Raw genomic sequence first — 13,379 nt, 5'->3', positions numbered from 1 at the left:
GCGCTCTTGTGGCAACAGATGGTGGATCGGCTGACGACCCATCGAGCCTATGTGTGCGAGTTTGGTGAAGATCAAGCGGAAATTCAGGAATAGCGGTGTCCCCACTAACCCTTCTGGTTCTCAATAGCGGTTCCTCTTCCTTGCGTGCCTCCCTGTTTCAGGGGGGGGAAGGGGTTCGTCACTGGCATTTTTCCGGAACCACGGATCATGAAGGTCCGTTGCAATCTCTGCTGAAGGATCTGGAGGGCCAGCGTCTGGATGGCGTGGTTCATCGACTGGTGCATGGGGGGGCCATCACAGAGATGGCAAGGGTGATCGATGGGGTGGAGCGAAGTCGTCTCGAGACATTAGTGCCCCTGGCGCCGCTTCATCTGCCCGCCAACCTGAGGGGCGTGGACCTCTGCACGGCTCATTTTTCTGTACCCCAGATCGCCTGCTTTGATACGGCATTTCATGCCACCTTGCCTGCCCTGGCCATGCGTTTGCCCATTCCTTCCCGTTTCCATCTGCGCAAATTTGGTTTTCATGGCTTGAGTTATGCTCACCTGGCGCGGCGCCTGCCCGAGGTTCTGGGTTGGCAACGAGCCCAGGGAAGAATCATGGGGTTGCATCTCGGACAAGGCGCCAGCGCCTGTCTTCTGCATCACCTGACGTCCGTTGAAACCACCATGGGGTACAGTCCGGCAGGGGGATTGGTGATGGGAACACGCAGCGGAGATCTGGACCCTGGGGTCATCCTGGCATTGGGACTGGAGTTGACGTGGGACGAATTGACCCAGGTGGTTTACCATGAAATGGGTTTATGGGCCTTATCTGAAGGAATCAGTTCCGACATGAAAACCTTGTTGGCAGATGGACGGGAAGAGGCTCGTTTTGCCGTGGAATTTTTTTGCCGGCGGGTGGCGCAGAGCGTGGGCAGCATGGCCACCCTGCTGGGCGGTCTGGATGCGCTGGTTTTTACCGGTGGGATAGGAGAGCATGCCGGGGAAGTTCGATCGCTCATTGTACAGGCCTTGTCTTTTCTCGGGTTTGCACTGGACGAGGAAGCCAACCAGGAAAATGCGCGTTTCATTTCCACGGCGCAGAGTCGTCCCGTCCTGATCATTCCCGCCGACGAGGAAGACCTGATGCGTGAGGTGGCGACGCCACTCTTTCTGCCCCGGCTTTGAGGCAGAGCCCATGGGCAATCTCCAGGAAATTAGGAGCAAGATCGGGACCGTACGAAATTTGCAGAAGTTGACGCGGGCCATGGAAATGGTGGCACGCAGCAAGATTGGCAAGATCATGATGCGCATGGAGGCAGCCCGTCCCTTTGGCGAGAAAGTGCGTGTCATTGCTGCACATATGCACCATGCTCGCCTCGAATACCACTCACCCTATCTGGACCAGCGCCTGCCCATGAAACGAGTGGGACTGATTCTGGTGACCACCGACCGGGGCATGTGTGGTGGTTTGAATACCCGTTTGTTCCGTCAATTGGGAGAGCATTTGAGGGAATGGAGTCGGAGCGGGGTAGCACTGGAAGTATGTGTGATCGGAAATCAGGGGCTGAGTTTCATGGGCCGTCTGGGTTTGCCGGTGGTCGCGCAGGTGGTGGGACTGGGAGACACGCCCGAGATGGAAAGGTTGGTCGGCCCTGTGGACGTGGTCCTGAAGGAATTTCGGGAAGGTCGGATCGATGGTGTATTTCTGGCCTATTCGCATTTCGTCAACGTACTGGTTCAGCGCCCCGTGGTAGAAGTCTTGTTGCCGCTCTCGGGCGAGCGACTGGGTGCGCCCACGGAACCTTGGGATTACCTGTATGAACCGGATTCCGCTACGGTGGTGGATCGTATGCTGCGCCGCTACCTGGAAACCTTGATCTGGCTGGCGGTGGCGGAGAACATGGCCTCCGAGCAGGGTGCACGGATGATGGCCATGAAGGCAGCCAGTGACAATGCCCAGGAAGCCATGGAAGACCTTCAGCATCTCTACCACCGTTCTCGTCAGGAACAAATCACCCGTGAGTTGGTCGAGATCACCTCGGGGGCGACAGCCACGGGGGGAGTGGGATGAAGTTATTCCAGGTGGATATTGTCAGTCTGGAACGATTGGTTTTTTCGGGGCAGGCTTCCTTTGTGGTGGTCCCGGGGGAACAGGGCGATTTGGGCATTCTGCCGGGCCATGCTCCGCTCATGGCGGAATTGCGCCCGGGATGGGTGCGGGTGGATCAGGGAGATCCCGTGGCCGAGGAACATTTTTATGTTTCTGGTGGTGCGGTGGAGGTACAGCCGAAACGGGTGACCATCCTGCTGGATTTCGTCCTGGCAGCGCGGGAAGAACCGGGGCGGGAAGACCAGGAGAAGCAGCAGGGCCGGGAGAACCTGCTGCGGGCACGGGTATCGGCCCTCGAATATGCGCAAATGGAAGCGGCCCTCTACAAGGCCCTGAATGGCTTGCAGAGTGGGCAACATCCCCTGCGCAGCAGGAGAATCCGTGGAAGTGGGCGGTGATGACAGAAAAATCAGGTAAAATCCGGGTTTCTGTTCAACCTTTTACCTTCAGTCGAAACGGATCATGAAATCTTCCGCCCTGCGTACGCGTTTTCTGCAGTTCTTTGCCCGGCACGGGCATACCATCGTGCCTTCCAGTTCCCTGGTGCCCGCCCATGACCCGACCCTGCTCTTCACCAACTCGGGCATGGTCCAGTTCAAAGACGTCTTTCTCGGCAAGGAGCAGCGCCCCTACACCCGCGCCACCAGTAGTCAACGCAGCGTGCGCGCCGGGGGTAAGCACAACGACCTGGAGAATGTGGGGTATACGGCCCGCCATCATACCTTTTTCGAGATGTTGGGAAATTTCAGTTTTGGCGACTATTTCAAGCGCGCCGCCATCGGCTATGCCTGGCAATTTTTGACAGAGGAACTGGGGTTGCCCAAGGAGCGGTTGTGGGTGACGGTTTACCATGACGATGAAGAAGCCGCCGGGATCTGGCTCGATGAGATTGGCGTGGATCCGGCCCGTTTTACCCGCATTAACACGGCGGACAACTTCTGGCAGATGGGGGATACCGGCCCCTGTGGCCCCTGTAGCGAGATTTTTTATGACCATGGTCCTGATGTGGCGGGGGGGCCTCCAGGATCCGCCGAGGCCGATGGCGATCGGTACATCGAAATCTGGAATCTGGTGTTCATGCAGTTCAATCGCGATGAACAGGGAGTGTTGCATCCCTTGCCCCGTCCTTCGGTGGATACGGGAATGGGGCTGGAACGGATTGCGGCGATTTTGCAGGGCGTGCACAGCAACTATGAAATCGATCTGTTTCGTGACCTGATTGCGGCGGCCCAGCGTCATACAGGGGCACCGGACCCTACCAGCCAGTCCTTGCGTGTCATCGCTGATCATATTCGGGCCTGTGCTTTTCTGGTGGTGGATGGCATCGTTCCGGGCAATGAGGGACGAGGTTATGTGCTGCGCCGCATCATTCGGCGGGCTATTCGCCATGGTTATCGACTGGGGCAGAAACAACCCTTCTTCTACCGTTTGGTGGAGGATTTAGTGGCGGTGATGGGAGAAGCCTATCCCGAACTGGTGGCGGCACAAGAGCGGGTGAAGGCCGTGCTGCTGCAGGAAGAGGAACGTTTCGCCGAAACCCTCGAGCATGGGTTGGCGGTGCTGGATGAGGCCCTGCGTCTAAACGCCGAACATCTCTCTGGTGAGGTGATCTTTCGTTTGGCGGACACCTATGGGTTCCCCGTGGACCTGACTGCAGACATTGCACGTGAACGGGGTGCAACGCTGGATAGGGAAGGCTTTGAACGGGCCATGACGCAACAACGTGAACGGGCCCGCGCGGCCTCCCGCTTTACGGCACACAGTGGCGTGGATTATGACGGAGCCGTGACGACATTTGTGGGCTATGACACGCTTCAGGAATCGAGCGTGGTGCAGGCCCTCTATCACGAAGGAACTCCGGTGCCACGACTGGAGGCGGGTCAGGAAGGGACCGTGGTACTTGATCGTACCCCGTTCTATGCTGAATCCGGGGGCCAGGTGGGAGATCGGGGGCAGTTGGAGGGAGAGACCGGTTGTTTTGCAGTGGTCGACACTCAAAAAATCCAGGCCCAGGTTTTTGGTCATCAGGGTCGCATGCTCGAGGGGGCCTTCACCGTGGGTGCTCCTGTGCTGGGACGGGTCGACGAAACCGCGCGCCAGCAGGCTGCTCTCAACCATTCGGCCACCCATCTGCTGCATGCTGCCTTGCGTGCGGTGTTGGGCAGTCATGTGGCTCAGCGAGGCTCGCTGGTGGATGCCCAACGCACCCGATTCGACTTTTCCCATGGTGAATCTTTGAGCGCAGAACAGATGCAGGCGGTGGAAACGCTGGTTAACGACGAGATACGACGGAATGTGCCGGTTTCCATTCGGACCATGAACTATGATGAGGCTCTGCGGCAGGGGGCCATGGCACTGTTTGGCGAGAAATATGGCGCCGAGGTGCGGGTCATTGGCATGGGCGCATTTTCCACCGAACTGTGTGGGGGAACCCACGTCATCCGGACGGGGGATATCGGATTATTTCGCCTGGTGGCCCAGTCCGGCGTGGCGGCAGGGACCCGGCGGGTGGAGGGTGTGACGGGCGCAGCCGCCCTGATCTGGACTCAACAGGAACAGCGCCAACTGTACGATCTCGCTCAACGACTCCATGCCACGCCCCAGGAAGCCCCCAAACGTCTCCAGCAGTTGCTGGAGCAAGGGCAGGGGCGGGAACGGGAGTTGTCCCGTTTGAAGGCACAATTTGCAGCTCGGGCCGGGGTGGCCCTGCTCGATCAGGCGAAGGTTGTGGCGGGGGTGCGGGTTTTGGCTACCTCCTTGCCCGACACCGATGCTAAAGGGCTTCGCGAAGCCTGGGATGCCCTCAAGGGGCAAGCCGATTCCGCAGTGATTGCCCTGGCGACGGTGCAGGAAGGACGAGTGGCGGTGCTGGTGGGGGTGACTCCCGATCTGATTGCACGGGTGAAGGCTGGGGAACTGGTCAGCTACCTTGCCCAGCAGGTGGGTGGGAAGGGAGGCGGACGTCCCGACCTGGCCCAGGCCGGCGGGACCCGACCTGAGGCATTGTCGGTGGCCCTGGCTTCGGTTCTTCCCTGGGTCAGCGCCCGTCTGCAGGGGCTCTCAGAGTAATACCTCAAGGTTGTCGATGAGGCGAGTGCCCCCCAGACGGGCGGCACCCAACACCACCAGAGAACGATCCGCGGGGGAGGGTTCGCTCAGGTCCTGGGCACGGCGTACGGCCATATAATCCGTCGACCAGCAGGTGGAGTCGAGTTGGCCCCGTTTCAGACTTTCTTGCGGCGTTTTTCCCTGTTTCAAGGCTTCGGCCACGGCCTCGAGGGCCTGGTAGAGTTCGGGCGCGCGCTGCCGTTCTGCCTGGCTCAGATAACGGTTGCGCGAACTGAGCGCCAGACCATCGGGAGCCCGTACCGTTTCCGCCGCCAGGAGCGTGACGGGTAGAGCCAGTTGACGCACCATGGTGCGCAGAATCAGGGTTTGCTGATAATCCTTTTTGCCAAAGATGGCCACTTGAGGCTGAACCATATGGAACAGTTTCAGGACCACGGTGGCCACGCCCCGAAAATGTCCGGGACGGAAGGCTCCTTCCAGTTCGTTCTGAAGTGGGGAAGGGTCCACGGTGACACTTTGAGGTTCGGGATACATCTCGTTTTCCGAGGGAGCAAAGACCACAGAGCACCCCGCCTGTTTCAAACGGGCGCAGTCTTCCGCCAGGGAACGCGGATAGCGGGAGAAATCTTCCTGCGGACCGAACTGCAGGGGGTTGACAAAAATGCTGGTCACTACACAGGGGGCGTGGAGTTGGGCACGATGGACCAGATCCATATGGCCGTCATGGAGGTACCCCATGGTGGGTACCAGTGCAACCGTGGATTCCTGGGCGAGACGGTGACGCAGAGCGCTGAGAGTATGCAGAATATCCATGGAAAGTTCAGGGGTGGTTCACAGGGGCAAGGCCAGAGGGCCGGGACAGTTGGCCAGCAACTTGGCAATGGTTCCCTGTCCGGGAACCATGAGGGTTTCCGGGGCCACGTCGAGCCATGGCAGGAGTACGAAGGAACGTTGAGCGAGGCGTGGATGAGGGAGGGTCAGGCGCGCATTCTGACGACACTCCGTCCCATACATCAGGATATCCAGATCCAGGGTGCGCGGCCCGTTGGCAAACAGACGCACCCGTCCATGGGCCTGTTCCAGACTCAATAATTCAGCCAGCAATGCTTCAGGGTCGAGAGTCGTTTCAATGTGTGCAACGGCATTGATGAAATCCGGTTGATCCAGATGACCAAAGGGAGGGCTTCGGTACAGGTGTGAATGGGCAACCAGGCGAGTTTCCGGGAAAGCCTCCAGATGGTTGAGTGCCGAGGTAACCTGGTGGACCGGGTCAGCCAGATTGCTGCCCACACCGATGTAAGCGGTGATGGGTTCGAGGTGCTGGGCAGAAAGAGCGGCTGGGTTCATGGGGAACGACGACGACGGGACCGTGGTTTACGGGTCTCCTGTACCAGGAGAGAAGGGCGGGTGTCAGGGTCGGCTTCCAGGAAGGTCGTCCACCAAACGCCCAACTCGGGAGTTGTGTTGCCACTGGCCGCCCGTAGCAGCAGAAAATCGTACCCTGCCCGGAAACGAGGGTGTTCCAGCAGGCGGGAAGGCCGTTGACCGCTGCGTTGTTCAAAACGGGGTTGCAGGCCCCAAATTTCCTTCATAGTGCCATCGAAACGGTGTGGGATGGGCAAGGTCTTGCGCTGTTCATCGAGAACCGCTTCCATGGCTCCAAACAGGGCAGGATAAAGGGGTTCTCCCTGAGCCTGGCGGGTCTGCCAGAGGATCTGTACCGAAGGCCAGAACAGGGCGGCCAGGAGAAAGCCCGGAGAAACCGGTTTTTTATCCTGTAACCGTCCATCGGTATTATCCAGGGCAAGGGTGATGAAGTGCACATGGTCCGGGTTGGTCCACAGGCTATCGAGATGGGGCAAAAGGTGGGTATGCAACCCGAATTGGTGGAGCAATTCCAGACAGGACCGTGCCTGTCCAGACAAGAGCAACTTGAGTAATTCGTCAAACAGACGGGATTCGGGGATGGGGGCCAACAGATTGCCCAATTCCCGCAGAGGAGCGATCAGGGCTGCATCCAGGGTAAACCCCAACTTCGCGCTGAAGCGGATGGCGCGCAGCAGGCGTACCGGATCTTCGCGAAATCGGAGGACGGGGTCGCCGATCATGACCAGGCGGCGGGCGGCAATGTCCTTCGTTCCAGAGAAATAATCCAGCAAGGTATTGTGGACCGGATCATAGAACAACGCATTGGCCGTAAAGTCACGACGGGTGGCATCCTCTTCCAGACTACCAAAGACGTTATCCCGGGTCAGACGACCATGCTCATCGGTCTGGGAATGATGGTCATGGGGTGCATGACCCCGAAAGGTGGTGACTTCAACGATTTCATCGTGGCAGGGGACATGGATGATCTGGAAACGTCGTCCAATAATGCGCGAGCGGCGGATCAGGCGTCGGATCTGTTCGGGCGTGGCATTGGTGGCGACGTCGAAATCCTTGGGGGATTTCTGCAGGAGCAGGTCACGTACGGCACCGCCCACCACATAGGCCTGAAAACCGTTTTCCTGGAGGGTTTTGATCACGCGCAGGGCGCAGGGGCTGATGGCCTGGGGGCGCAAGGAGTGCTGGGAAGCGGTGAGCGCGTGCAATTTTGCACTATGGCGGTGAGGTTTTTGGCCAAAGACCTTGTTCAGAAAACGCCGGATCATGTCAGGATTTCCAATAGTAGACAGGCCAGCCCCGTTGTTGGGCCAGGTCAGAAAGAACGGGGTCGGGATTCACAACCACGGGTTCGCTGGCCCGTTCCAGCAAGGGGAGGTCATTCTGGGAGTCGCTGTAGAAGGCGGTTTCCGTAAAGTCCTGCCAGCGGTGCCCCAAGTTGGCCAACCATTCATCCACGCGCGTGATTTTGCCTTCCCGAAAACTGGGTATCCCCTGCACTTTACCGGTGAATTCACCGACTTCATTCTGAGCAGGCTCGGTGGCAATCAGATGTTCGATTCCGAACAGGGAGGCAATGGGACCCGTGACGAAACGATTGGTGGCGGTGACGATGGCCACCAACTGGGCCCGTGCTTTTTCCGCCCGGACGCGTTCGAGCGCTGCCGGGCTAACCAGCGGGAGGATACGTTCCGTCATGAAGCAACGGTGCCACTGATCCAGTTGAGCGCGGGAAAAGCGGGCCAGAGGTTCCAACTGGAAGGCCAGGAAGGCATCGATATCCAGCTTTCCTTCCTTGTAGTCGTCATAAAAGGCCTGGTTTTCGGCTGCATGGTGAACGGAGTCGAATACCCCCTGGGCGGCCAGAAATTGGCCCCATTCAAAATCGCTGTCACCGGACAGCAGGGTGTGGTCTAGATCAAAGAGGGCAAGGCGCATGAAGGTCGGTTCAAGAGTGAGGGGTTCCAAGGATTTCGCGCACCATCGGCAAGGTAATGGTGGCACGGTGGGTGGCCAGGGTCCAGTGATGAAATTCTTTCATGAGCGAAAAAAGATAGTCATTGCGGCGCGGACAATGGGTCAGCAGGTACTGGGCGACCGCCGGGGGAAGCGTAAGTCCCAGAGATTGGGCGTGGGTATGCAGGGCTGTAATTTTTTCTTCATCGTTCAATGGGGAAACCCTTAACACCAATCCCCAGGCCAGACGGGTTCTCAGGTCGGGAAAAAGGGGCAGGTGAGCCGGAGGGCAGGAACCGCTAACCAGCAGCCCCAATCCTTGATCTCGGCGCTCATTATACCGATGAAACAGGTCCAGAGCACCTTCCGAACCCAAAAGATGCACGTCATCTATGGCCAGGTGTGGGTTTTGATCGGGTTCGAAACGGGTATCCGGGGTGGTGCGCACGAATTCTTCAGGACGTACCAGAGCGCGCAGGAGATGGGTTTTTCCTGTGCCCGAATCTCCCCAGAGATAGATCTGACGTTCTCCTTCGCCCTGTTGCCAGCGTTGCAAGGCGCTCACCACTTCCCCGTTACTGCCTCTGACAAAATCGTCCAGGCACGGACGCGGATCGGGTGTCAGGTCAAGGATCTGTTGGCGCATCAGGCGTCAGTCTCTTTTGACCACCAGGTCAGGTGGAGATGTCCCAACAAGATGCGGGCAACGGCCGAGGCGGGCAGAGCGATAACGATGCCGAAAAAACCCAGCAGTTGGCCAAAGGACAGCAAGGCCAGGATGACCATGACAGGGTGTAATCCGATACGCTCCCCCACCAGGCGGGGTGTGATGAAGGATCCCTCCAGTACGTGGCCAGCGGCAAATACACCGCAGACGGGAAGCAGCAGGGAAGGGTCCTGAATCAGAGCCGTGAGAATTGCCAGGACAAACCCGATGAAGACGCCCACATAGGGAATAAAAACCAGCAATCCGGCGGTGATGCCCAAAGCCAGTCCCGAGGACAGTCCCGTGAAATGCAGGCCCAGGCCATAGAAGGTCGCCATGCAGGTCATGACCAGGATCTGTCCACGCAGGAACTGGCCCAGTACGACATCGATTTCATGGGCCAGTTGGCGCAGGGGGTCGGCACTGCGCGGGGGCAGTTTTTGAGCCAGAGCCTGAATCAGACGGTCCCAGTCCTTGAGCAGGTAGAAGGTGACGACGGGAATCAACAACAGGGTCAGGAACAGATGAATCAGCACCGATCCGCCGTGGCGGGCAGACAGGAGCAAGTTCTGGAGTGCATCACTGATCGATCCCAGGTGTTGTTGCAGTAGTTCGCGCCAGGTACTCAAACTGGTATTCCAGTCGACACCGAGGTTCCTGGGTAGATAAGGGATGAGGGCGGCTTGCCAGGCATCCGTCGTGTTGGGCAGGCGCGCGATCAGTTGCAGGAGATCACGGGCCAGGAGCGGAAAAAGCAAAACCAGAAATCCCAATCCCAGTCCCAGAAAACTGCCAACGACCACCAGGGCCGCCAAGGGGCGAGGAAACCAGGAGGTGCTCAGACGTCGGACCAGGGGGTGTCCGAGATAGGCCAGCAGGAGGCCCGCCACGAAGGGCGCCAAAATATCGGCCAGAGTGTAGATCAGCGCACCCAGCGCCAGCAGGGCAAGCCAAATTTCAGGGCGTTGAGTGAACCTGGGGCGTGACAGGGGCATTTGAGTTAAAATCTGCAAGTAAAAATAATTCGGAAGATCGGTCTGTGATTGGGTGATTTTAACAGGTCGGCATCCTTCTGGAATGTATCCGATCCTACTTTGGAGAATTTTTGTGACTGTTTCCAATCCATTCAATGCCGGACTATCCTATCAGAGTGCCGGTGTGGATATCGATGCAGGTGATGCCTTGGTGGAACGCATCAAGCCCTTTGCCCGACGTACCCTGCGCCCGGAGGTGGTGAGTGGAATCGGTGGTTTCGCGGCTTTGGTGGAAATTGGCCAGCGTTACAAGGAACCGGTTCTGGTTTCGGGCACCGATGGCGTGGGTACCAAATTGCGACTGGCCTTCGAGTTGAACCGCCATGAAGAGGTGGGCGTCGATTTGGTGGCCATGAGCGTCAACGATATCCTCGTGCAGGGGGCAGAACCCCTGTTTTTTCTGGATTACTTTGCCTGTGGTCGGCTTGATGTGGAACAGGCCGCCACCGTGATCGAAGGGATTGCGCGCGGTTGCGAGGAAGCCGGCTGTGCCCTGATCGGGGGAGAAACCGCAGAGATGCCCGATTCCTATCCGGCGGGGGAATATGATTTGGCGGGATTTGCCGTGGGCGTGGCGGAAAAATCTGCCTTGATCGATGGTTCCACTCTGCAGGCGGGAGATTGCGTCATCGGAGTGGCTTCAAGTGGGGCCCATTCCAACGGGTTTTCCCTGATCCGCAAAATCGTTTCCCGGAGCGGGGCAGATCTGAAGGCGCCTTTTCCCGGTGGGACCTATGGCGCCGCCACGCTGGCCGATGTATTGATGACCCCCACCCGCCTCTATGTCAAACCTGTTCTGGCCCTTATGAAACAAGTGACTCTCAAGGGTATGGCCCACATTACCGGGGGTGGACTGGTGGACAATCTGCCACGGGTGATCCCCGCAGGACTGGCTGCTCGCCTGGAGCGCGCGCGCTGGCCCCGCACTCCGCTGTTCGAGTGGCTGCAACGTAGCGGTGACGTGACCGAGGAAGAAATGTTGCGGGTATTCAACTGTGGGGTGGGGTTGGCCTTGGTGGTGGCCTCTCAGGACGAAAAAACCGTGCTGGAACATTTTCAAGCACGGGGTTGGGAAGCCTGGTCCATCGGCGAGATCGTGCCGCGTCCCGAGGCAGCACCAGCGACCTGGGTCGAGTGAAGACCATGAATGCCCAGCGCCGGATCGTCGTTCTGATCTCCGGGCGGGGATCCAATCTGGGCGCTTTGCTGGAGGCTCGACTACCGCTGCAGGTGGTGGCCGTCATCAGCCATAAGGCGGATGCGGCAGGATTGGGGCTGGCTCAGGAATGGGGTATCCCCACCCGGGTCATCTCCGCCGAGGCTTATGCCGAGCGAACAGACTTTGATCGAGCACTGCAGCAGGCCATTGATGGCTTTGCGCCTGATCTGGTGGTGCTGGCAGGTTTCATGCGTATTTTGACGCCGGAATTCGTGACCCACTATCAGGGACGTCTGCTCAACATCCATCCCTCTTTGTTGCCTGCTTTTCCGGGATTGCATACCCATCGTCGGGCCCTTGCGGAGGGAGTGGCGGTGCATGGGTGTACCGTTCATTTCGTCACGTCAGAACTGGATCGCGGACCCATCGTGGCCCAAGGGGTGGTGCCCGTATGGGCAGGGGATGACGAAGCAAGTTTGGCGGCACGGGTATTGTCCATGGAACACCGGTTGTTCCCCCATGTATTGCGGGCCTGGGTGGAAAGTCGCTGGGTTTTGGAGGCGAACGGCCAGGTCCGGTGGCGCGATGATTCACAAGAACAAAATTTACGCCTGCTCTGGGCTGGAGACTCTCAATGACAAAAAATCGTTCTCCCCTGCGTGGGTCAACCCGTCCCTCTCCCTCATCGCTGAAACCGAAGGAAGAGGTGGAAAACGGTGGGGTAAGAATTCCTCTCTTCGAGGCTCTGGTGGAAGTGCTGCGCATCTTGTTGGCGGGAACCCGTCCGGCGGATCGGGTGCTCCATGATTTTTTTCGCGATCAGTCCCAATTGGGTGGGCGGGATCGGGCTTGGGTCACGGAGCATTTTTACGCGTTGTTGCGCCATTGGGAATCCATCACGGTTCTGGCTCCGCCCACGGCTCCCCGTCGACTGGTGCTGGCCAGTTTGCAACGGGTCAATGGACTGAGCACCCGGGAATTGCAGGGATTGTGCCGGGGAGATGAGGAACGGGACTGGTTGGCGGCATTGGCGGCGCAACGTTTGCCCGATACCCCCTCGGTGCGGGCCCATCTGCCTGAATGGGTCGTGAGTGCGGTGCAGGAAGTTCTGCCGGAAGGCGAGTGGCAGGCACTTGGATGGGCGCTGCAAAAATCGGCGCCCCTGGATTTGCGCGTCAATCTGCTCAAGGCGGAGCGACCGGCTGTGTTGGCGGCATTGACGGCTGCGGGGATCGCTGCCGAGGCGACGCCTTTGTCCCCCTGGGGGGTGCGGGTGCAGGGACGTCCCCTGCTGAATCGATTACCCTTGTTCACGGAAGGCTGGGTAGAGATTCAGGATGAAGGCAGTCAACTGCTGGCTGCTTTGGTGGCCCCGCGTCGCCGTGACATGGTGGTGGATTTTTGTGCCGGTTCGGGAGGCAAGGCACTGCATCTGGCGGCTCTGATGCATAATCAGGGACGCCTTTATGCCTTCGATGTGGCCGCACGCCGTCTCGAACAACTCAAGCCACGGCTCAAACGTTCGGGTGTTTCCAATCTCATGCCGGTGGTGATTGCTCGTGAAACTGATGACCGGGTTCGACGTCTCACCGGCAAGATCGATCGGGTGCTGGTGGATGCCCCCTGCAGCGGAATGGGGACCTTGCGCCGTAATCCGGATCTGAAATTGCGTCAGACCCCTGAGGGATTGCCGGCGTTGCTCGACAAGCAGCGCCATATTCTGGAAGCCGCAGCTCAGTTGGTCAAACCTGGCGGGCGCCTGGTCTATGCCACCTGCAGTCTTTTGCCTGCAGAGAACCAGATCCAGGCCCAGGAATTCAGTGCACGGCACCCCGAATTCGTTCCGTTGGCAGCTTCTCAGGTCTTGGCAGAGCAAGGGATCATCGTGCCCGATCTGGAGGATCCCTGGTTACAACTCTGGCCCCAGCGTCATGGAACGGACGGTTTTTTTGCGGCTCTCTGGCAGCGTCAGGGGTAA

Annotated in this window: 13 protein-coding genes; 7 read left to right on the top strand and 6 right to left on the bottom strand. The window is 58.8% G+C overall.

The window, feature by feature from the left end:
* Window positions 1–95: 95 nt before the first annotated feature.
* From HO274_RS03715 to alaS, 4 genes are all read left to right on the top strand, one after another.
* A complete protein-coding gene (locus HO274_RS03715) occupies window positions 96–1,169 on the top strand; it encodes an acetate/propionate family kinase (RefSeq protein ID WP_035416905.1) in 1,074 nt (357 codons plus the stop codon).
* A gap of 10 nt (window positions 1,170–1,179) precedes the next feature.
* Window positions 1,180–2,055, top strand: coding sequence for an ATP synthase F1 subunit gamma (gene atpG / locus HO274_RS03710; RefSeq protein ID WP_031595176.1), 876 nt, complete (start codon window positions 1,180–1,182; stop codon window positions 2,053–2,055).
* The gene (gene atpC / locus HO274_RS03705; protein ID WP_062188199.1) at window positions 2,052–2,492 is read left to right on the top strand and encodes an ATP synthase F1 subunit epsilon; all 441 of its coding nucleotides are present in this window, start codon (window positions 2,052–2,054) and stop codon (window positions 2,490–2,492) included. Before atpG ends, atpC begins: the two co-directional genes overlap by 4 nt.
* A 64-nt stretch (window positions 2,493–2,556) precedes the next feature.
* Window positions 2,557–5,163: an alanine--tRNA ligase gene (gene alaS, locus HO274_RS03700; protein ID WP_031595179.1), complete on the top strand. Its 2,607-nt coding sequence runs from the start codon at window positions 2,557–2,559 to the stop codon at window positions 5,161–5,163.
* On the opposite strand, the gene panC is transcribed toward alaS, so the two are convergent.
* The 6 genes from panC to HO274_RS03670 are packed head-to-tail and all read right to left on the bottom strand — an operon-like array spanning window position 5,155 to window position 10,203.
* Entirely contained in the window at window positions 5,155–5,976 is an 822-nt protein-coding gene (gene panC / locus HO274_RS03695) for a pantoate--beta-alanine ligase (protein ID WP_062188200.1), read from the bottom strand. The two genes, alaS and panC, sit on opposite strands and share 9 nt — an antisense overlap.
* 18 nt (window positions 5,977–5,994) lie before the next feature.
* Window positions 5,995–6,510, bottom strand: coding sequence for a 2-amino-4-hydroxy-6-hydroxymethyldihydropteridine diphosphokinase (gene folK / locus HO274_RS03690; RefSeq protein ID WP_051861763.1), 516 nt, complete (start codon window positions 6,508–6,510; stop codon window positions 5,995–5,997).
* Window positions 6,507–7,814, bottom strand: coding sequence for a polynucleotide adenylyltransferase PcnB (gene pcnB / locus HO274_RS03685; RefSeq protein ID WP_031595182.1), 1,308 nt, complete (start codon window positions 7,812–7,814; stop codon window positions 6,507–6,509). Before pcnB ends, folK begins: the two co-directional genes overlap by 4 nt.
* 1 nt (window position 7,815) lies before the next feature.
* Complete coding sequence (locus HO274_RS03680) at window positions 7,816–8,514, bottom strand: histidinol-phosphatase (RefSeq protein WP_200874294.1); 699 nt, start codon at window positions 8,512–8,514, stop codon at window positions 7,816–7,818.
* A complete protein-coding gene (locus HO274_RS03675; protein WP_031595184.1) occupies window positions 8,495–9,148 on the bottom strand; it encodes an HdaA/DnaA family protein in 654 nt (217 codons plus the stop codon). The genes HO274_RS03680 and HO274_RS03675 overlap by 20 nt, the downstream gene beginning before the upstream one ends.
* Window positions 9,148–10,203, bottom strand: a complete 1,056-nt coding sequence (locus HO274_RS03670; RefSeq protein ID WP_051861765.1) for an AI-2E family transporter — start codon at window positions 10,201–10,203, stop codon at window positions 9,148–9,150. The genes HO274_RS03675 and HO274_RS03670 overlap by 1 nt, the downstream gene beginning before the upstream one ends.
* Before the next feature lie 112 nt (window positions 10,204–10,315).
* On the opposite strand from HO274_RS03670, the gene purM reads away from it, so the two are divergent.
* From purM to HO274_RS03655, 3 genes are read left to right on the top strand one after another with little or no spacing between them, the layout of a single operon-like run.
* Window positions 10,316–11,380 carry a phosphoribosylformylglycinamidine cyclo-ligase gene (gene purM, locus HO274_RS03665; protein WP_273121578.1) on the top strand — a complete coding sequence of 355 codons (1,065 nt, stop codon included), beginning with the start codon at window positions 10,316–10,318 and terminating at the stop codon, window positions 11,378–11,380.
* A gap of 5 nt (window positions 11,381–11,385) precedes the next feature.
* Complete coding sequence (gene purN, locus HO274_RS03660) at window positions 11,386–12,039, top strand: phosphoribosylglycinamide formyltransferase (protein WP_051861768.1); 654 nt, start codon at window positions 11,386–11,388, stop codon at window positions 12,037–12,039.
* Window positions 12,036–13,379 carry an RsmB/NOP family class I SAM-dependent RNA methyltransferase gene (locus HO274_RS03655; RefSeq protein ID WP_273121577.1) on the top strand — a complete coding sequence of 448 codons (1,344 nt, stop codon included), beginning with the start codon at window positions 12,036–12,038 and terminating at the stop codon, window positions 13,377–13,379. The genes purN and HO274_RS03655 overlap by 4 nt, the downstream gene beginning before the upstream one ends.

The sequence above is a fragment of the Ferrovum myxofaciens genome (assembly GCF_013181415.1).
GTDB lineage: Bacteria > Pseudomonadota > Gammaproteobacteria > Burkholderiales > Ferrovaceae > Ferrovum > Ferrovum myxofaciens.
Note: the sequence above shows the minus strand (reverse complement) of the source record. Positions and strands in the feature narration are given on the sequence as shown.

Excerpts from the sequence above, each read along its gene's own strand:
- HO274_RS03670 (WP_051861765.1), bottom strand. The coding sequence starts at position 10,203 with ATGCCCCTGTCACGCCCCAGGTTCACTCAACGCCCTGAAATTTGGCTT.
- alaS (WP_031595179.1), top strand. The coding sequence starts at position 2,557 with ATGAAATCTTCCGCCCTGCGTACGCGTTTTCTGCAGTTCTTTGCCCGG.
- HO274_RS03675 (WP_031595184.1), bottom strand. The coding sequence starts at position 9,148 with ATGCGCCAACAGATCCTTGACCTGACACCCGATCCGCGTCCGTGCCTG.
- purN (WP_051861768.1), top strand. The coding sequence starts at position 11,386 with ATGAATGCCCAGCGCCGGATCGTCGTTCTGATCTCCGGGCGGGGATCC.
- atpG (WP_031595176.1), top strand. The coding sequence starts at position 1,180 with ATGGGCAATCTCCAGGAAATTAGGAGCAAGATCGGGACCGTACGAAAT.
- HO274_RS03655 (WP_273121577.1), top strand. The coding sequence starts at position 12,036 with ATGACAAAAAATCGTTCTCCCCTGCGTGGGTCAACCCGTCCCTCTCCC.
- atpC (WP_062188199.1), top strand. The coding sequence starts at position 2,052 with ATGAAGTTATTCCAGGTGGATATTGTCAGTCTGGAACGATTGGTTTTT.
- pcnB (WP_031595182.1), bottom strand. The coding sequence starts at position 7,814 with ATGATCCGGCGTTTTCTGAACAAGGTCTTTGGCCAAAAACCTCACCGC.
- panC (WP_062188200.1), bottom strand. The coding sequence starts at position 5,976 with ATGGATATTCTGCATACTCTCAGCGCTCTGCGTCACCGTCTCGCCCAG.
- folK (WP_051861763.1), bottom strand. The coding sequence starts at position 6,510 with ATGAACCCAGCCGCTCTTTCTGCCCAGCACCTCGAACCCATCACCGCT.